The following is an 18,917-nucleotide window of genomic DNA, read 5'->3' as shown; positions in this document are numbered from 1 at the left end:
CCGGGTCAGACCAGGCGGGCGGCGAAGTACGCCGAGTGGAGGGCGTCGAGGACCCGGCCGTGCTTGGCGGCCGAGCCGATCGACACCACGGGCACGCCCGCGTGTTCCAGCTCGCTCTCCAGGGTGCTGCCCGAGGGCTCCCGGCCCAGCGCGAGGACCACGGCGTCCGCCGGCACCGATGCGCCGTCGGCCAGGCGCACCTCCTTGTCCTCCACGGCGACCGCCTCGGAGCCGAGGCGCACTCCGACGCCCGCCAGGGCCATCCGCCCGGGTACCGACATCCGGTCGTACTTCACCTCGTCGCCGCGGATCAGCTCCGTACCGCGTTCCAGGACGGTCACCTCGGTGCCGGGGATCTCGGCCAGCCGCAGGGACGACTCGCAGCCCTGGAACCCGCCGCCGACCACGACCACCCGCAGCCCCTCCAGCTCGGCGCGGTGTGCGGAGATCTCGCCGGGGCCGAGGACCAGGGGAACGTCGGAGACCGGCTTGTCGAAGGTCCGCTGCGGCGCGCCCGTGGCGAGCACGACATGATCGAAGCCGTCGCTCAGCGAGGCCAGGCCGGCCGCCACCGCCCGCACTTCGATGCCGCGCCGTTCCACCTCGTGCACCAGGTGTGCACGCAGCCCGGCGAGATCCTGCTTGACGGTGGAGCCCACGGCGTGGTTGAGGGCGCCGCCGAGCTCGCCCGGGTCGAACAGGACCACCGTGTGTCCCCGGTCGTGCAGGGCGGCGGCCGCCCGCAGACCCGCGGGACCGCCGCCCGCGACCGCGACCCGCTTCGGCGTGGCCGCGGTGCCCAGCGGGAACCGGCCCTCCTCGCCCATCTGCGGATTGACGGTGCAGCCGGTGGCGCGCTTGAGGTCCAGGCCCCGGTCCAGGCAGCCGTCGTTGCAACGGATGCACGGGACGATCTCCAACTGGCGTCCGGTGCGGGCCTTGTTCGCCCACTGAGGGTCGGCGATCATGGCCCGGCCCAGCGAGACGAAGTCGGCGCTGCCCGAGGTGACGATCTCCTCGGCGATCTCCGGAGTGACCAGCGAGCCGGAGCCGATCACCGGGATGGAGACGGCCTCCTTGATCTTCTCCCAGCCCCAGCGGTGCGGCTGCCGCGGCATGAACCAGCCGCTGACCTCGTACTCCATCAGTGCGTGATGGCCGCCGGAGGCGTGGATGACGTCTACGCCGTGCTCCTGCAGCATCCGGCACAGAGCGACGGTCTCCTCGATGTCGATGCCGTCCGCCTCGTAGTCGGTGACCGAGAGGCGCACGCTGACCGGGAAGCCGGCCGGGACATGGGCGCGCACACTGTCGACGATCTCGAGCAGGACGCGGGCCCGGTTCTGCGCAGAACCGCCGTACTGGTCGGTCCGGTCGTTGGTGTGCGGGGAGAGGAAGTTGGTGATCATGTAGCCGTGGCCGGCGTGGATCTCCACCAGGTCGAACCCGGCCCCGTGGACCCGCGCGGCGGCCTCACCGAAGCTGCGGACCACCTGCGCTATCTCGTCCGTCGTCAACGGGGTCGGGGTGACACCGAACGGCATCTCGGCGACGTTCCAGGAGGAGGCCGAGGCCGACTTCATCGGGGCGGTGCCGAGGAAGCGCTGGCGGCCGGAGTGCACCAGCTGGAGACCGGCGCGGGCGCCGGTGGCACGGATCTCGTCGGCGAGCCAGCCCAGGCCGCTGACGTGGGTCTGGTTGCTGGCGCCGGGCTGGCCGTGAATGGACTGGCTGGCGTCGTCGTCGACATAGGTGTACTCGACCATGACGAGGCCGCACCCGCCCTCGCCGAGCGCACGGTAGTGATTGACGGTCCGCTGGGAGACCGTGCCGTCGGGATTGCAGGTCGCGGTGGTGTTGGGGGACTTGATGACCCGGTTGGGGATCTTCAGTGATCCGATCGTGCCCGGCTGGAACAGCTGGTCGAAGGCCATGGGAAGGACAGACCTCTCTGGTAGGTGGGGCGAGGGGCGGATCAGGCTCGGCCGCGCAGGCGGCTCGTCGTGGCGCAGGCGTCGCAGACGGCCGCATGGCCCTGGGCGTGCGACCGGTCCATCTCCGTGACGGCATAGGACTTGGCGCACAGGTGGCACTCGGCCCGCACCGCGGCCGGGTCGTCGACCTCTGCACGCGGGTCCGGTGCGAGGGACGTCGTCACCGGGCGCAGCTTCACCGTGAGCGCGTAGAGCAGGACGCTCATGACCAGGGCGGCGACCGGGGCGCCCTGGGCGAGCAGGGCAGGCACACCGGGCGCCTCGGCCAGGGTGATGCCGCCGGCCGCCGACAGCACCCACACGCCCAGGCCCCACGTCAGCCGGGGCAGCCGCAGCGCCCTGAACTCCGGTCCGTGGGCGCGGTCTTCGGGCACCAGCCAGTAGTGGGTCAACGTGATGCCCACCCAGCTGACCAGGAACACGCCCTGCCAGGTCAGGGCGTCCTGCAGATAGCTGAAGACATCGGTGAGCATCAGCAGGAAGACGACCACCGTGGTGGCGACGACCAGCGGGCCGCGGCCCAGCTTCAGGCCGGTGACGTTGACGATCAGGCGTTCCCAGTTCGCGGATGCCTGGTAGTAGTTGAGACTGTTGATACGGGCCTGCGAGGCCACGATCAGGATCAGCCCGGCGACGCCCAGGGTGGAGAGGATGGCCATCACCACGCCGGTCTCGGCGGCCGGCTGGTCGGGGATGACGGCACGGACCAGGAAGATACCGGCCACGCCGTTGACCGCGTAGAGCCAGCCGTAGAACACCCAGCCGAAGGTCACACGGCGGTGGAACTTCTCGTCCTCGGCCCTGGCGAAGCGCCCGAAGTCCACCGTCATCGCCATCGACAGGTAGATGCCCATGTAGAGAACGGTGCCGAGCAGCCAGCCCGGCATGGGCCGGGCCTGGGGCGGCACGATGCCCTCGAACGACAGCCACGCACCGCCGTCCGGGAAGCGGACCGCCGCGACGACCACCGCGGCGACGATGCCGACCACATAGAGCGGCAGCAGGATCCCGTTGAGCTTGGCCATCCAGGTCTGCACCCCGCCGAACATCAGCGGCAGCATGGCGACCGCGACGATCGCGTACCAGATCCGGATGTCCCAGCCGGGCGTGTAGTGCTGGAACGCCACGGCGAGGGTGCTGCTCTCGAAGACCGCGTAGTACGTGGTGTTCGCGGCGATCAGCAGCGCCGTCAGCGACGCTCCGAGCACCCCGAACATCCGGCGGGAGAGCAGGGTGCTGTTGAGACCGCTGCGCCGGGACCAGCCGGTCAGCAGGCTGTTGATCAGCGAGTAGGTGACGACGGAGACGCCGATGGCGATCAGGGCCTGGGTGGTGCCGTAGAGGGTGGCGGCCAGGGCGCCGTAGAAGAGCCAGACCATCGCGCTGAGCAACGACCAGTAGGACATGGTCAGTTGCCAGCGTCCGACGCGGGCGGTGGTGGGGACGACGTGGTTGCTGTAGTCGTCGGCCTGCTGTTCGGCCACGACCGCGGGGTCGTCGGTGGTGCGCGTTCTGAGAGGGGGACTGTCCGTGGTGGTTTCCGGTGCCAGCGACATGGTCGCTCCAGATCTCTAGGAGGGGGTACCGAAAGGACCGTGTGAAGACCGTGTCCTAAGTGCATGCAGAAATGAATACTCTTTGGTGCCGGGGTGTCGTCAACCCGTCTGCATGCAGTTTTTCTTGCCGAAAAAATACCCCTGACCTGCGATGACGCTGCCCCTTCGGGGTGCGCTCGGGCATGGCGGGGCGCTGCCCGGGACCGACTCCCGGGCAGCCCGCACCGCGCAGCCGGCACAGTGGGCCGGCGTGTGCGCTACTTCCGGCCGACGCGCCCGCCGGGGCGGGCGATGCCGCGGACCGCCAGGCCGCTGTCGGCGGTGATCATGGTGCCGGTCATGATCGCGGCCTCGGTGCGGGAGGCGAGCAGCGTGTAGATGCCCCCGTACGACTCCACGGGCGGCACCTCCTGCAGCGGCAGGGCCTCGCGGGTACCGTCCAGGACGGAGTCCGACATGCTCTGGCCGAGGGCGGTGGTGCCGCGCAGCCGGGTCGGTGCGACGCCGGGGGCGACACCGTTCACCCTTACGTCCGGGGCGAGTTCATAGGCGAGCTGGCGGACCAGGCCCTCCACGGCGTGCTTCGACGCCGTGTAGAGGACGCCTCCGCCCGCGGCGTTGGACCCGGCGAACGAACCGGTGAGGATGACCGAGCCGCGCGAAGCGATCAGTGCGTCGAGCGCGGCGCGGACGCCGAGCAACGGAGCCAGTACGTTCACGGAGAAGAGCTCGTGGAAACCGGCCGGGAGGACCTCCCCGGGAATGTCCTCGAGCGGCTGTGCGCCGTCGGTGATGCCGGCGTTGCCGACGAAGACGTCCAGCTTCCCCCAGCTGTCCAGAGCGGCCGTCACGGCCTGGGCGTTGCCCTCCCACGTCGACACGTCCGCGACGACAGGGATGACCGCGCCGGCGAGATCACGGCGGCCACCGAGCTCATGGGGCCCACCGAGGTCACCGAGTTCGCCCGGGAGCTCCTTGACTCTCTCCGAGACGTCCACGGCGACCACCCGGGCCCCCTCGGCGACATACCGCTTGACCACGGCCCGGCCAATGCCGGAACCGGCGCCTGTGAAGACCACTACCTGTCCATCGAGCAAACCCATGGGACCTCCTGTGCGGATGGCGGGAGCACGCGTCCCCTGGGCGGCGCCCGGGGTGGCGTGAAGCGTGCGACTGTGCGGCGGGAGAGTGCACACACTTTTGCATCCACTTTTTCCCCTGGCAACACCTCGGGGTTTCGGAGTGATTACGGCTGGGCCCGACGTGCGGGTCTGGCACGGCACCGATGACCGGCCGGCGGGCAGACCGGGGAGCCGGCTGGACGCCGGGACGGCCGCGCCTGGGCGCGGCGGGCGAGGGACGACGGCCAGGACGAACGAGGCGGCGAGCACCAGCACCGACAGACCCCGGGCGAGGCGATCGCCACCGCCGACCTGCGGGTGCCGAATAATCATCCGCCGAGGTCACTGCCTTGATCGCTGATCTACGCGGCTCGGGGCGATCATCGCGAAGTGGTCGCTTGCTCGGCGCCGGGACGGCATCATGAACTGTCGTGCTGCTGCGTCTGGTCCTACCTCGCTGCGACCGACATCCCGGTGATCCTGCGCCTGCTGACGATGAGCGGACACGAGAAGGACATCGAGATCCTCGCGCTCCGCCATCAACTGCTGGTCCTGCAGCGCCAGGCCGGCAAGCCCACCTTCACCGCCACCGACCGCGCCGTACTCGCCGGCCTCCTTCACCGCCTGCCGACGGACAAACTCCGACGCCTGCTGTTGTCGGTGCAGCCGGACACGATCCTGCGGTGGCACCGCAACCTACTCAAGCGCCGCCACGCCGCCACGCCGCGGTGAGCCGACCACATCGCCAAGGACGACCACCCACCGTACGGTCGATCCGTGCCCTGGTGCTGCGCCTGGCCAGGGAAAACCCGCCGTGGGGGTATAGGAGGATCCACGGCGAACTCGCGGCCCTCGGGATCAAGGTCGCCGCATCCACCGTCTGGGAGATCCTCAAGGAGCATGGCATTCCGCCCGCGCTCGAGCGGCAGAGCACGACCTGGGCCGAGTTCCTGCGCGGCCAGGCCGAGGCGCTGCTGGCCTGCGACCTGTTCGAGGTCCGCACCCTGGCCGGGGCGCGCCTGTACGTCTTCGCCGTCATCGAGCACACCACGCGCCGCATCCGGATCCTGGGCGCCACCGCCCACGCCCCGGCGGACTGGCTCGTCCAGCTCGGACGGAACCTGCTCATGGACCTCGAGGACGCCGGCAGCCGCGCCAGATTCGTCATTCGGGACCGGGACGCGAAGTTCACCGCCGGCTTCGACGCCCTGTTCGCTGAGGCGGGTCTGGAAGTGGTCAAGACCGGAATCCGAATACCGCGAATGAACTCCATTATGGAGCGCTGGATCCAGACCTGCTGCCGCGAGCTCCTCGACCGCACCCTGATCTGGAACCAGCACCATCTCCTGCACGTGCTCGACGAGTTCGAGACCTTCTACAATGGACATCGGCCACACCGGGCCCTGGGCCAGGCCGCTCCACTCCGCCCGCTGCCCGAAGTGATCGACATCCCGGCGCGGAGAAGACGCCTGAGGATCCGCAGGCGAGATCGACTCGGCGGAACCCTCCACGAGTACGGACATGCCGCCTGACCTCGCCGGATGATTGTTCGGCACCCGCAGCGTCGGGTAGGTGGGGCGCGCCGTGGGGGAGGGCGGGCGGACAATGTTTAGGTGGAGGCGTTGGAGTCGACGGCACAGGTCCGGGCGCGGATGAGCCGGCAAAAGAGCCGGGACACCCAGGTGGAGCTGGCGTTGCGGCGTGCGTTGCATGCGGCGGGCCTGCGGTTTCGGGTGCACAGGCGGCCGGTGAAGGGGGTGCGTCGGGAGGCGGACATCGTGTTCGGGCCGGCGCGGGTGGCGGTGTTCGTGGACGGTTGTTTTTGGCACGGGTGTCCGGAGCATGCCACCTGGCCGCGGCGGAACGCGGATTTTTGGCGGGGCAAGATCGAGGGGAATCGGGTACGGGACGCGGACACCGATGTGCGGCTCGCGCAGGCCGGATGGCTGGCGGTGCGGGTGTGGGAGCACGAGTCGCCGCTGGAGGCGGCGCAGCGGGTGCGTGCGGTGGTGGAAGAGCGGCGCCGGCCACGCTGAGGCCGACCTACGAGGGGCGGGGCGTGCGGCGGGTTTCGCCGCGCCCCACCCCCCGGGGCTTACACCAGGTTGTGGAAGTATCCGGGCACCGTGCCGGTCAGCGTTCCGACGAGCATGGCCCGGTCGAGGAAGCTGTTGGTGGTTTCGCAGCTGGTCTCGGGCAGCAGGACGCAGGCGTGGCAGGCGGCGAGGTTGACGTTGTCGACGCCGGCGGCCTCGGATTCCATGCACAGTGGGTCGTTGGAGCACCAGGCGGTGCGGGCGAGGGCGGCCTTAAGGGTGTGGGCCAGGCGGTCGGGTTCGCCTTGGGCGACGATGCCGCCGAGGCTGCCGGCCGAGTCGCTGGTGGCGGTGTAGAGCAGCAGGCCCGCCATGTCGTCGTCGCAGTACAGGCGCTCGCGCAGGGCGGAGGTCGGGTAGCCGCCGTCCAGGCTCCACTCGTTGATCAGGATGTGCGCGAGGGTGTGGAGCAGGAGGTAGCGGGGGGTGACCGGTGAGTTGATCTCTTCCGCGTTCTGCTGCCCTTCTCCTGTGGTCTTGGACGCAGCGGCGCGGCGCTGGAGCAGTGTCAGGTGATTGTTGCGGATGCGCCGCGCGCGTGCGATCACCGTCTCATCGGTCTCCCAAGAACGCAGTTTGTCCTCGTCCAGGCGCAGGAACACGCCTTCGCCGATCACCTCCACGGCCGGAAGCCAGTCGATGTCGTCGGACAGGGTTAGCGGCGCCATGCGGTGGGCGGGGTCTGCTTCGGAGGGCAGGTCGCCGCGCATGAACGACGCCAGGGCCCGCACCTCGCGCAGCCGCTTGACCAGCATGGTGTCGCGCAGCCCCAGCGGTTGCAGCACGGTCGGGGAGCCCAGCGGCTTTTCGCACACGAAGGGCTGCCATTCGGCGGTGTACTGCTCAGGGTTGCCGCGGATCAGCCGGATGTACTCCTCCTGCCGCAGCGCGCTGCGGGCCTTCGGCGTGGGAGTGTCGTCCTGGTCGGCCTGTACGTCGTCGTCCTCGATGGCCTGGACGAGATGGATGATGTCTTCTGCCGTCGCGTCAACGCTCTTGAGTAGGGTGGCGTGGTTCTTGGCGAACCAGCGGATGGTGTCCTCGGAGGCGCCGAGCAGCTTGTGCTTCTCCACCAGCTTGTGCAGGCCCTCGCCCCACGGGGGGATGGACAGGGCGCTGGCGACCTGGGGATGCCACACGGCCGAGGAGCCTCGCTGCATGGCTCGCGGTGCCTGGTCACACCCCTCGGAGGGTGCGTCCTTCAACCACGGGCGGCCGCCCTCGCAGCGGATGCCGAGATCCTTCAGGACACGGCTGCGGAAGGCGCCCTCCATGGATACGTCCGGCACGCCGCAGCTGCAGGAGACGACGATCGACCGCAGGGATGCCGTGTTGCCGTTGGTGCCCAGGGAGAGGGTGCCGCCGCACAGGCCGCCCGTGTGGCCGCTGCCGCGGTGGACCCACCGCCAGTACGGGAAGTCCGAGATGTGTCCGTTGTTGCAGGCCAGGACGAAGCGGGAGGGTACGAGGTCCTCCTCGCACGTCCCGCAACGGGCCGTGCGGGGCGGGGAGTTGAACTTGTAAAACGGCTGGAGTGTGGCGCACTTGGGGCAGGAGTACATGTTTGGGAATCGGCGGACGTGCACGCCGTCCGTTGCCCGGTCCGGGTCCGGGGCGGGCGGCTGGCGAAAGGAGCGCACCTTCAGCAGGCGGGCCAGACGACGCTCCAGGACCTCGGGGGCCTGGGAGACGTCCCAGGAGTCGAGACCGGCGACGATGAACGACTCGTTGTCCACGGCGATCATCGCGCCGACGCCGTAGGTCGTCACCATCTGGGACCGGCGTACGCCGCCGAGCTTGCGGGGACGGACGACAGCGGCGCCGGTGCCGTGTCGGCGGCGCGGGGGAGGGGGCGGGGTCATGGTGGTCAGTGCTCCAGGAAGAGGGTGGATTCGGCATCGACGTCGCGCAGGCTCCACAGGGTGGACCAGCCGGGCGTTTCGGGGTCCTCGTCGTCGAAGCCGGCGAGGAGGGCGGATTGGTGGGAGCGGCGCTTGGCTTCGTAGACCAGCTCGGGGTGGTCGGCTGCCTCGTCGAGCCACCACTGCACGAACTGGTCGAAGCTTTGGGCCGTCGCCTTGTGCTCGAGGTCGTTGACCGCGTCGACGCGGGCGAGGATGCACGGGCGGACGAGGGCGTTGAGATCGTCGACGAATCCCGCGATGTGGGCGGCCGCCTCGTTGGGGCGGGCGGCGGGCAGCATCAGTCGGGCCAGGGCGACGACGACGGCGTGCAGTCCTCGGTCGCGGGCGCGTGAGGAGAAGGGGGTGACGCTGGTCGACTCCACCTCGCGGTACAGGGCCGAGTGGAAGGCGGGGAAGCCCTCGTAGTGCGAACGGTCCCGGGAGCGGGCCGAGTTGTACATGACCGCGACCAGGCCGGGGTGGCGGCGGCCGACGCGGCTGGTGGCCTGGATGTACTCGGCGGTGGTCTGCGGCTGGCCCATGACCGCCATCAGACCGAGCCGGTCGATGTCGACCCCGACGGAGATCATGTTCGTGGCGAGCAGCACGTCCAGGGTGTCCGCATCGGGCAACTGTCGTTCCAGCTGGCGCAGATGACGGGGGATGGCGCTGGAGTCGGCCCGGCTGCTGAGCTCGATCAGTTGGGACGCGAGGCGGGGTGTGGCCGAGGCGCGCGTGCCGAGCAGTTCCAGGCGGTCCTGGACGTCGTCGAGGACCTGCAGCTCGGCCGCCGACAGCAGACGCAGGCTGTTGAAGTAGCCCACCAGGGTCCAGTACGCGTCCTTGACCGCGTCATCGGCCTCCGCGCGGGCGGCGGCGTCCAGCAGGGCGGCGTAGGTGCGCACCAGGAGGGTTGCCTGGCTGGTGCTCGGGGTGAGCAGCCCGATGTAACGGCGGGATGCCTTGTCCTTGCGCGGGGTCTCGACGGCGAACCAGGAGTCGCGTGCGTCCAGGCCGGCGGGCGGGAACTGGGCCGTGTGACGGTCGAACAGGGCTCCGACCTGCTCGGTTGCGCGGCGGATGGTCGCCGTCGACGCGACCACCTTGGGCTTGTCCGCCAGTACGTCCACGGCCGTCTCGTACAAGCCGGTCAACGTCCCCAGCGGTCCGGAGATCAGGTGCAGTTCGTCCTGGACGATCAACTCCGGCGGGCGCGGGCCGCCCGGCTCGTCCCGGTTGAACAGCGCGGCCGTGGCCGGACGCCACGGCATCGAGGCGAACTTGTCGACGGTCGCGATCACGAGGGTGGGATGCGCGTCGTAGACCGCCTCGTCGACCAGGTGGACGGGCAGTCCCTCCCCGGTGTGGAAGGCGCAGCTCGTGCTCGGGCATCGCACGATCATGCGGTGGGCGCTTTCGCGGACCTCGTAGTCGAAGGCGGTCAGCGGCTGGCCACACCACGGGCAGGCCTGCAACTGGACCGGGTTCTCCTTCTGCAGGGACTTGCCCGGCTCGCGGCGCAACTTGTCCAGGCGGTCCTGGGCACTCTCCAAATCGTTGGGGGTGGCCGACTTGCCCACCCACATGCCCAGCGAGATGGGCTCGATGCCCAACTGTGCCTCGTGCTCGGCGCGTACCTGCTCCATCGCGCAGATCAGTGCCGCGGCCCGCTCGAACTGCTGGAGCGTGAGCAGACGCAGGGTGTAGCGCATCACCACGGTCACCCCACCACCGCGCGCCCCGTCGCGCAGTCGGCGCCAGAACGTGGTGAACGCGATCAGCCCGAGGTAGGCCTCGGTCTTGCCGCCGCCGGTGGGAAACCACAGCAGGTCCGCGACCTCGCGGTCCTCGTGGTTGGGATCGACGATGCCCTCAAGGCACAGCAGCATGAACGCGATCTGGAAGGGCCGCCACCTGCCTTTCTCGACCTGCGGTTGGCCGCTTCTGCCCTGCTTGATCCAGGCTGTGCGCGCCCGCTGCTGCGCCATCGCCTGGTTCGCCCACCGGAAGGCGGCAAAGACGTTCGGCTTGCGGTCGTCGCCCAGCAAGGCCACGCCGCGCCGCATCCGCCCCAACGCGAGGCGGCACAGCTCCAGTTGCCGCCGCGCCGCCGCCTCGTGGGGTGTGCCGGCCAGGGCGCGGGCTTCTTCTTCGCGCGCCTCGATCCACTCCTGATAGCCCTGAAGCAGGCGGGTGAGGGCGGCCACCACGTCCTGTTGCGTTCCCTGGCCCAGGCCGTGCATGGTCAGCGCCCGGTCGTCGATGTGCGGGTTGGAGTCGGTCAGCAGCACGTCGTGCGTGGGAACGAACTCGGTGCGCACCGATGCGACCGCGGCTGGCTTGGGCATGGGGGTGCCCAGGGGCGGCGCCTGCCAGTCCCAGGCGACCGATGTGCCGTGGCCGGTGGCGAACACGGGGGCGTGGCGGTGCAGAAGTCGGCTGAGGGCCTGCTCGTCGTCGACCGGGCCGCGGCGGGTGGGGCGCTCCACGAAGGGACGGGTGCCCTCCTCGCCGTGGACGCTGACCTCCGGCTGGAAGAAGCAGTAGGCGTCCTGCAGGTCGAACTCGCCGGCCGTCAGCGTGTTCACCACCGTCACCGTGACCGGCACCGTGCCCTCGACGGCAGGGCGCACCAGAGCCCGCCATTCCAGGCCGTCGCACAGCTCGCCCTTGACGGAACCCGGCCATCGCACGTCGAACTCGCCCGGCTCGCACACCAGCACCTCGCGACGCCAGCGCTCCTTTTGCCGCTCGGTGCTGCGGGCCTCGCTGCGGCGCGGCCCGATCCGGTGGCCCGCCTCGTCCTCGGGAACGTAGCGGGCCGCCGTGACCGTGACCGTCACCTGCGGGGACACCGTCGCATCGACGGCGAAGGTCAAGCCCATGGAGGAGGGCTTGCGCAGATTGGCCAGCGCGATGCCCAGGTCGGTGGCGCCCTGCTCGACGTCGTCGCCGGCAACGACGTCGGGCGGGGTGTCCACGCCGTCCTCCTCGTCGAGCGTCAGGGGCTGCTGCGTGTCGATGTCGTCGGCGGAGGGCTGGGGGAAGAGGACGCCGATCGGATAGGCGGTGATCGGCGCGTCGTCGGTGAGGACCTCCTGCTCGGCCCCGTGCGGGCCGAGCAGGTCCTTGCGCAGCGCGGTGCGCAGGTCAGAACGCAGGTGGTAGTGCGCCGTGTGCGGCGACGGTGCGGTCACGGGTGGTGGTGTCCTTCCGGGACGGATTCGGCGTGGGTCCAGTCGAAGCGGCCCAAGCCACACAGGCGCGGGGCAAGCCAGACGCCCCTGTCGCCCAGGTCCAGGCGCTCGGTGAGAGCGGGGAAACCGGCGACACTCTCCACGGTGTCGATGCGCAGTCCGGTGACGCGGCACGGCCACCGCTCGACCTTCCACCCCGCATTGATCTTCAAAAGGCGCCACAGGTCGTGGCGGAAACGCTCGGAGACGACTCCGATCGGCCGGCCGTCGTGGAAGATCCCGTACGGCGGGGTCTCGACGTCGGATGCGGGCAGGTCGTGGAGCCGGCGCAGCTCCACCGAGTCCCCGCCGCGCACCCGCTCGCGCAGGTACTGCTGCAGGAGCGCGGGGTCGCCGACCGGATCGTCGGCACCTGCGGGCGTCTCGTGGCACACGTCCAGGTCGCCCGCCTCGATTCCGGTGCGGGCGTAGGACTGTCGGCCGCCGACGTACCACCGATCGGTGGGCTTGTGCTTGCGCATCATCCAGGTGTGGGGGCGGGCGAGCCGGTAGACGTCGTCGCGCGGCCGAGTCATCGCCACGTACAGCAGACGCGCCTCGGCCGGCGGGTCCGCGTGTTCGCCGCGCCATTCGGACGGCGCGGGCGGCTCGACGATCAGGACACGGTCGAACTCCAGGCCTTTGGCTCGGTGCACGGTGGAAATGACGAGTGGGTGGGAAAGGGGTGCGGTCAGTTCGTCGGGCAGCCGGCCCTCGGCAACGGCCCGGCGCAGCGCCTCGAGGTCGAGGGCGCCTCGGGCACCGGCGGCGCAGCGCCGCAGCGCATGCCACATGCGCGACGCATCCCAGGTGGGCGCAAGCACGACCAGGTCGCGGAAACGGTCCTCGGTCAGCTGGGCGGCGCTGGTGGCCAGCAGCAGCTGGGCCACCCACGCCGGTGTGGGACGCGAGCGGGGCGAGCGCTGGATACGGTGATCCACCCCCAGCGTGTGCAGCCGTTCCGACAGGTGCAGGACCTGGCCGTTGTCGCGGCACAGGATCGCGGTGGTGCCCTCGAATTGCCGCAGCGAGGCCAGGGTGAACGCATCGTCGAGGGGGCCGAAGTCCGGGGCGAGGGCGAGCGTGGAGCGCAGCTTCAGATACACCGCCTCTGCTGCCTTGGCCGCCTCGCCCCGGCCGGCCGGCAGCGTCTGCAGTCGCGGCCCGTACGGCAACGCGATACGGGCCTCTTTGGTGCGGGCGCGGAAGTTGTCGGCGAGGGTCACTTCGACCAGGTCTTCGCCGAACGAAACGCGCACCCAGCGGAAGAAGAGATTCGTCTCGTTCGCGCGCTCGTCGGGGTCGGCGACCTGGAAGCCGTAGATCGCCTGCGCGGTGTCGCCGACCACGGTGAAGCCGCAGTTGTCCGCGTATCGGTCGAGAAGCGACTCGACCATGTCGCGGCGTACGCCCACCAGGTCCTGCACCTCGTCGATGACGACGTGCGCGGGCACACCCTGCTCCGAGGCATCCAGCACGCCCCGCTCTATGGCCTGCGTGGCCATCGTGATGCGTTGGTCGAAGCTGGTGCCGCCCAGGTCGTCGCGCTGGGGGTTTTCCAGCAGCAGCACGGCAAGCGCCCAGCCGTCGAAGGTCTGGGCCCGCACCCGGCGGGCGGTGGTGGCGAGCTTGTCGACGCGCTCCCGCAGCTCGCGCACGGCGGCGCGGGAGAAACTCAACACGAGGATCTCGCCCGCCAAAAGCTCCTCGGCGCCGGTCAGGTGCTCGAGCCGGTAGGTGAGGGTGGTCGTCTTGCCCGCGCCCGCGCCCGCCGTGACGAGCGTCCTGGCGTCCCAGGGCTTGGTCACGACGGATAGCTGGGCGGGGGTGAGCGAGAGGCCCACCCCGTGTGCGACAGTCACTGCTGTCCCTTCTTCCACAGGTACTCGAACTCGGTGAAGGCAAGGCCCGCGTCGTAGTTCACGATGTTGTCGCGCACGTCGAGGATCAGGCAGGTGCCCTTGCCACCGTTGCGGGGCCCGCGCAGACCACGGCCGATCATCTGCTGGTAGCTGTTGGCGCTGTAGACGGGACGGGCGATGACCACGGCCCGCGTCGCCGGCGCGTCGAATCCCTGCGTGAGCACGCCGTAGTTGGTGATGACTCGGATCTGGCCCTTGCGGAAGGCCTCCACGCGCTTGCGTCGCTCGGCGGTCGGAGTCGCCGAGTCGATCGCCGCCGCCCGGATGCCGCGGTCGCCGAGCTTGGCTGCGAGGAACTTGGCGTGCGAGACGGACGTGGCGAACACCAGCACCGGCCAGTCGTCGGGCATCGCCGCGATCTCGTCGAGGAGCATCTGGTTGCGGGTCTCGTCCTCGGCCAGACGCTGTTCGGCGCCCTTGGGCAAAAAGCCGTTGAACTGTTCGACGCTGCGCAGCTCGTCGGGGCTGAGCTGCATCTGCGCGCCGGCCAGCTCGCGGTGCTCGACCTGCGACAACACGCCCAGCTGCTGCAGGCTCGGAATCGGCTCGCCCAGGAAGACCCCTTCGTCCAGGCGGCGGTTGCCGAAGCGCTGGGCGAGCTGCCGGGTGCGTTCGGCGTCGTTGCGGAACGGGGTGGCGGTCAGACCGACCAGGTGACGGGAGGTTTCCCAACGGGTCAGGCCGAGCTGCTCGAAAATCTTGGTGTACTCGGGCGACGTCGCCACATGCGCCTCGTCGACCAGCGCCAGGGACGCCCGGCGCAGCCACGTGTACTCGTCCGTGTGCAGGCACACCCGCAACTTTGCATCGGTCGCCACGACCAGATGCGGGCGGCCGGTGACCGGGGTGGCGGAGTTGCTGCTCCACAGTCGGTCGACGACCAGCGGCTGGTCCGCACCGACCTTCTCCCACACGAACTTCCAGGACTGCACGGCCTGTTCGCACAGTTCCTCGGTCTGCGCGATCCACAGGACCGGTCCCCTGGGGGTGCCCGCCTCACGGATCCAGCGGATGACGCCCTCGGCCGTGACACGGGTCTTGCCCGCTCCAGTCGGCAGGCTGAGCATGGCCCGCTGCGGCGTGGGCAGCGTCAACAGCTCGGTCAGCTTCGACGCCAGACGCTCCTGGTAGGCGTGCAGAGCGGGGAACTCCGTGGGTCCCTGCGCCTCCTCCCTGGCCGGCGGGGAGGGCACCCGGGCGCCGGCGAAGGAGTCGGGAAAGCCCAGATCGGTCACGAATCGCAGCGCCGAGGCGCTGCCGTCGAAGTAGCGCGGCGCGTTGGTGTACTGGGCGGCGATGTCCTTGGCATGCACCCGCAGCACCGACTCGTCGTGCGCGTTGTAGGCCATCTCGGCAAGCCTGCGGGCATCGGGCTTACGGCCGGTCTCGGAGATCTCACTGGCCAGCAGCCCGGTGGGCAGCTCCCTCTTGATGTCCTCCTCGTCGATCATCATGGCGATCTTGTCGATGACGCTGTCGCTGCGGCGGATGGCGGCCAGGCGGGCCTGAAAGACGCGGTCGGCCTTGTCCGCCTCGTACTTCTGGATCAAGGCCCGGCACCCGGCGACCCCCATGTGCCAGCCGAACTCGCGGTCGGCGATGACGAGTGCCTCCTCGACCGACAAATGGTCGGGCACGAGCACCGTGTGCTCCTGCCGGGTCCCGTCCAGCGGCTTGGTCCGGCTGCCGTTGGGGGTGCGGACGACTTCTTCCAGCTCCGAACAGCGCTGCAACATCAGACCGTTGGAGCGGCTGCCCAGGCGCTGACGCAGCGGCGGGTACTCGTCGACCAGCGGCACCGGCGGGCCGACTGGCACGGCGCGCACCCGCTTTTCGAGGACGTCCGAAACCCGCCGCATCCCCCACTCGGTGATCATGTATTCGGCCTGCTCGCGGTCGCCTTCGGCGTCGACCAGGAGCGCGGGGTGCTTCTCCCGGATCAGCTCCTCGTACTCGGCGCGCGTCAGGGCCACGGCGATCTCGTTGTCCGGGCGCATCTGCCACTCCTCGCCCACCCGGCAACGCACCGTCTCCTCGACCACCACCAGTTCCAGGGCGACGCGGATCAACGTGGCGTACGTGCGGCCGAGCAGGGCGTCGTCCTCACTGCTCTTGGCCAGTTCCAGAAGGTGGGACCAGCGTCGCGGCGCGACCTCCTCCACCGAGCTGGGCAGTCCCAGACGGCGCGCCTTGTCCTGCTCCAGCTTGGTTGCGACGGGCAGGACGTGCGCGTAGGCGGCAAGCTGCGGGCCGACGGCCTCACGCACCGACACCAGTCCCTTGGAGGTGTGCACTGTCCCGCTCCGGCGCAGCAGCCACAGGATGGGGGAGAGGACCCGGGTGCGGGTGCTCACATTGCGGCCGATCTGCCGAGTCCAGGACTCCACCAGCCCCTCGGTCGGCATGGCGTCGAGGAACGCGGCCCGGCCCTCCGGCGAAAGCCGCTCGAAGAGGTGGAGCGGACCGGCCGTCGGCGAGCCCTCCAGGAGCACGGTGTGCATCTGGACACGGCTGGCCTTCTTGTCGAGGCTCTCCAGGTACTCCTCGTGCAGCGCGTGGTGGTAGGCCTCGAACCAGGGGTCCTGCTCGGGGTGGTGGCCCCGTGTGGGGCGGTCCTTCATGCCTAGTTCCCGCAGGACGGAGGCGTCGTGGAAGGACAGGTCGACGGCGATCTCGGCATCTCGCGAACCGTCTGGCGGGACGACCTTGCCGGGCAACAGGCAGTCCTTCATGGAGCTGAACGCACCGGCGACCGTCTTGACGTGCAGCGTCTGGTCGAGGTTCGGCACCTTCGCGCGGACGGTCAGCACCTGCGCGGTGCCGCCGGCGCTGCGCAGCAACTCCCAAAAACGGGCCCACGAGTTGGCGGTGTAGCCGGCGAAGCCCTGGTCGAGCACGCTCTGGAACCGGCCGCGGCTGTCAGCGTCGCGGATCCCCAGACGGTCCAGGTGCAGGAGCAGGGACGGGTCGGAGGCGATCCGCTCGTCGACGTACACCAGGTCGTCGGGCAGGCCGTCGATGCCGGAGTTACGGAAGACGCTGCCCGCAACGGGCGCGACGAAACCGTGACCGGCGGTCAGGACGATCCGCGCGCGGCGGGCGTCCTGCGCATGATCGGACGGCAGCTTGTCGAGGAGCTGGGACAGCAGACGGATCGCGGCGGCCGAGGCCTCGACGGTGCTGTCCTCGACCAGCGCCTCCAGCCAGTCGCGCACCGACTCCACCGGCTTGTCCGCGGCGGTCAGGAAGTGGGTCAGCTTGCCGCGGCGCCCACCGGCCTCCACGGAGTGGTGCACCCAGTTGCGGGGACGACCGGGATACGCGCGCCAGAGGTCCAGCGCCTCCTTCGGCAGCCCCTCCGGGTGGATACGCAGCTCGGCCGGGATGCGCAACGTGCCGTCCTGGTCGGGCAGCGACGGGTTCTGAGCCGTCAACCTCCATACCAGTTCGGTCAGTCGGGCACACGCCCAGTTCGGCGACTCCTTGGTGCGGCCGGGCAGCAGCGGCAGGTAGGCCGCCGGGTCCTCGGGCTCGGCCAGTTCCGGCAGGGAGCCGACCACCAGGTTGGCCGCGACCCGCAGCAGCTCCTCGTTGAGCGCGCTGCCAGTGAGCAGGTTCTGCCGGTCCTCGTTGGTCTTCCAGGCGGCGTTGAGCGCTCCGCTGAGCGTGGTGGCGTACTTGGTCGGGAAGAACGACCAAAACCATCCGCGCTCGTTGGGGACCTGCCGGATTCCCTGGTCGTTGACCTTGTACTCGGGTACCGCCCAGGAGACGTCGATGGTGACGCGGGCGTGCAGCTCACCGGCGGTCCCACGGGACTCGTCCGTCACCTGGTGGGGGACCGTGAAGACACGGAATCTCTCCACCTGGGCGTGGGAGCCGCCGCGCGCCTCACGGACGGTGTGCAAGACGCCGTCGTGCTCCACGGTGATCTCGCGGCGCACCTTCGGCATCACGCGGACGTCCTCCAGTACCACCGTGCCCACATGATGGGAGAAGAGCTGGAACAGGCGCGGGAACTCCTCGCGTGCACCGTCGTTGCGTCCCCGGCCCACCTGATGGATGTCCAGGCCCAAACGCTCCGCCGCTCCCGGCAGCAGGGGCAGCCGCACGACGGTCGTGGCCCAGGACAGCAGTTCGCGCAGGCGCTCGTCTCGGGCGCACTCCCATTCCACGTCCAGGGGCCGGGCCAGGCGGAGCACCGGCGTTTCGCCGACCGTGTCCACCGACGCGAGTCCCCGCTCGGCGCGTCCCTTGTTGACGGCAGCGAGGATCTCGGCCGCCGACCAGTCCGCGTCGAATCCGAACGATCCGGAGGTGCTGAAGAACTGCGGGGTGCGCGTCACCGACAGGACGGACTTCACGCCCACCCCGAAACGGCCGATCTGTCCGCCACGCTTGCGGGAGACGCCCATGCGCAAGATGGTGTCCGCGCCGTCCGGCGTGAGCGCAGTGCCCTCGTTCGCGCAGTACAGGTGGTCCTCGGTGAGGATCACGTGGATCTTGCCGCCCTGCTGCTCACGCAGTTCGTCGGCGGCGTTCTGCACCAGCTCGAAGAGCTGCCGGTCCCCGTATCCGCCCTGGTGGATACGGCGTTCGCCGTTGGCGTCCTCCTCGACACGGTCGGGATTGAAGGCGTAGGTGCCCAGGGCGAGCTCGGTGAGCTCGGCGATCTTCGTCAGGACGGCTCTGTCCGCATGACTGTTCACGAAGGTGTGTACTCCTCGAAGACGTGTGGCGACACCGGCACGAGCCGTCGACCACGTAGCGGGCCGAGGGCCAGGTGCCGGGAAGGTGTTTCGAGACGGGCGGCTCAAACTCCCGTGAGGGAGAGCGTGCGGCTCGGGCGCGCCTGCCGTGCGCATGTGGTTGCGTGAAGCGTCGGATCTGTGGTAGTTACGCGAGCGCGAGGCAGCCCGACGGTCGCCGAAGTGGTCGTGCGAGGAATCGATGGTCGTGCACGAGTAAGGCCCCCCTTAGCCGTGTGTTGGCATACCGACGGGAGCAGTGCACCACCAGGGCTTCCCCAAGCCCGATCGGAGTGCTTTCCTCGTCGTCGCCGGGAAGCTATACCAGTGTGGCCTGCGA

8 protein-coding genes and 1 pseudogene are annotated in these 18,917 nt (G+C 69.8%); 2 read left to right on the top strand and 7 right to left on the bottom strand.

The features are described from left to right. Positions 1 to 5 precede the first annotated feature (5 nt). The 3 genes from ACFYP5_RS37785 to ACFYP5_RS37775 all read right to left on the bottom strand — a co-directional run bounded on the left by ACFYP5_RS37785 (position 6) and on the right by ACFYP5_RS37775 (position 4,653). The gene (locus ACFYP5_RS37785; protein ID WP_389044407.1) at positions 6 to 1,934 is read right to left on the bottom strand and encodes an FAD-dependent oxidoreductase; all 1,929 of its coding nucleotides are present in this window, start codon (positions 1,932 to 1,934) and stop codon (positions 6 to 8) included. A 41-nt stretch (positions 1,935 to 1,975) separates the two neighbouring features. Further along, positions 1,976 to 3,550: a purine-cytosine permease family protein gene (locus ACFYP5_RS37780; RefSeq protein ID WP_389044405.1), complete on the bottom strand. Its 1,575-nt coding sequence runs from the start codon at positions 3,548 to 3,550 to the stop codon at positions 1,976 to 1,978. A 257-nt stretch (positions 3,551 to 3,807) separates the two neighbouring features. Further along, positions 3,808 to 4,653 carry an SDR family NAD(P)-dependent oxidoreductase gene (locus ACFYP5_RS37775; protein ID WP_389044403.1) on the bottom strand — a complete coding sequence of 282 codons (846 nt, stop codon included), beginning with the start codon at positions 4,651 to 4,653 and terminating at the stop codon, positions 3,808 to 3,810. 513 nt (positions 4,654 to 5,166) lie between these two features. On the opposite strand from ACFYP5_RS37775, the pseudogene ACFYP5_RS37770 reads away from it, so the two are divergent. Both ACFYP5_RS37770 and ACFYP5_RS37765 read left to right on the top strand, forming a co-directional pair. Then, positions 5,167 to 6,203 (top strand): annotated as a pseudogene (locus tag ACFYP5_RS37770) (integrase core domain-containing protein). Positions 6,204 to 6,284: 81 nt separating this feature from the next. Beyond that, positions 6,285 to 6,707, top strand: coding sequence for a very short patch repair endonuclease (locus ACFYP5_RS37765; RefSeq protein WP_389044401.1), 423 nt, complete (start codon positions 6,285 to 6,287; stop codon positions 6,705 to 6,707). Between the two features lie 59 nt (positions 6,708 to 6,766). On the opposite strand, the gene drmB is transcribed toward ACFYP5_RS37765, so the two are convergent. The 4 genes from drmB to ACFYP5_RS37745 are packed head-to-tail and all read right to left on the bottom strand — an operon-like array spanning position 6,767 to position 18,538. Further along, on the bottom strand, positions 6,767 to 8,629 hold the full coding sequence (gene drmB, locus ACFYP5_RS37760) for a DrmB family protein (RefSeq protein WP_389044399.1): 1,863 nt from the start codon (positions 8,627 to 8,629) through the stop codon (positions 6,767 to 6,769). A gap of 5 nt (positions 8,630 to 8,634) precedes the next feature. Next, positions 8,635 to 11,868, bottom strand: coding sequence for a helicase-related protein (locus ACFYP5_RS37755; RefSeq protein ID WP_389044396.1), 3,234 nt, complete (start codon positions 11,866 to 11,868; stop codon positions 8,635 to 8,637). Then, a complete protein-coding gene (locus ACFYP5_RS37750; RefSeq protein WP_389044393.1) occupies positions 11,865 to 13,769 on the bottom strand; it encodes a UvrD-helicase domain-containing protein in 1,905 nt (634 codons plus the stop codon). The genes ACFYP5_RS37755 and ACFYP5_RS37750 overlap by 4 nt, the downstream gene beginning before the upstream one ends. Continuing rightward, a complete protein-coding gene (locus ACFYP5_RS37745; protein ID WP_389044390.1) occupies positions 13,766 to 18,538 on the bottom strand; it encodes a DEAD/DEAH box helicase in 4,773 nt (1,590 codons plus the stop codon). The genes ACFYP5_RS37750 and ACFYP5_RS37745 overlap by 4 nt, the downstream gene beginning before the upstream one ends. Between the last annotated feature and the right edge of the window lie 379 nt (positions 18,539 to 18,917).

Origin of the sequence: Streptomyces sp. NPDC005262 (genome assembly GCF_042872425.1) — a bacterium.
Classification (GTDB): domain Bacteria; phylum Actinomycetota; class Actinomycetes; order Streptomycetales; family Streptomycetaceae; genus Streptomyces.
The sequence above is the reverse complement of the archived record's forward strand: the minus strand, read 5'-3'. Positions and strand labels throughout refer to the sequence as shown.

Excerpts from the sequence above, each read along its gene's own strand:
- ACFYP5_RS37785 (WP_389044407.1), bottom strand. The coding sequence starts at position 1,934 with ATGGCCTTCGACCAGCTGTTCCAGCCGGGCACGATCGGATCACTGAAG.
- ACFYP5_RS37780 (WP_389044405.1), bottom strand. The coding sequence starts at position 3,550 with ATGTCGCTGGCACCGGAAACCACCACGGACAGTCCCCCTCTCAGAACG.
- ACFYP5_RS37775 (WP_389044403.1), bottom strand. The coding sequence starts at position 4,653 with ATGGGTTTGCTCGATGGACAGGTAGTGGTCTTCACAGGCGCCGGTTCC.
- drmB (WP_389044399.1), bottom strand. The coding sequence starts at position 8,629 with ATGACCCCGCCCCCTCCCCCGCGCCGCCGACACGGCACCGGCGCCGCT.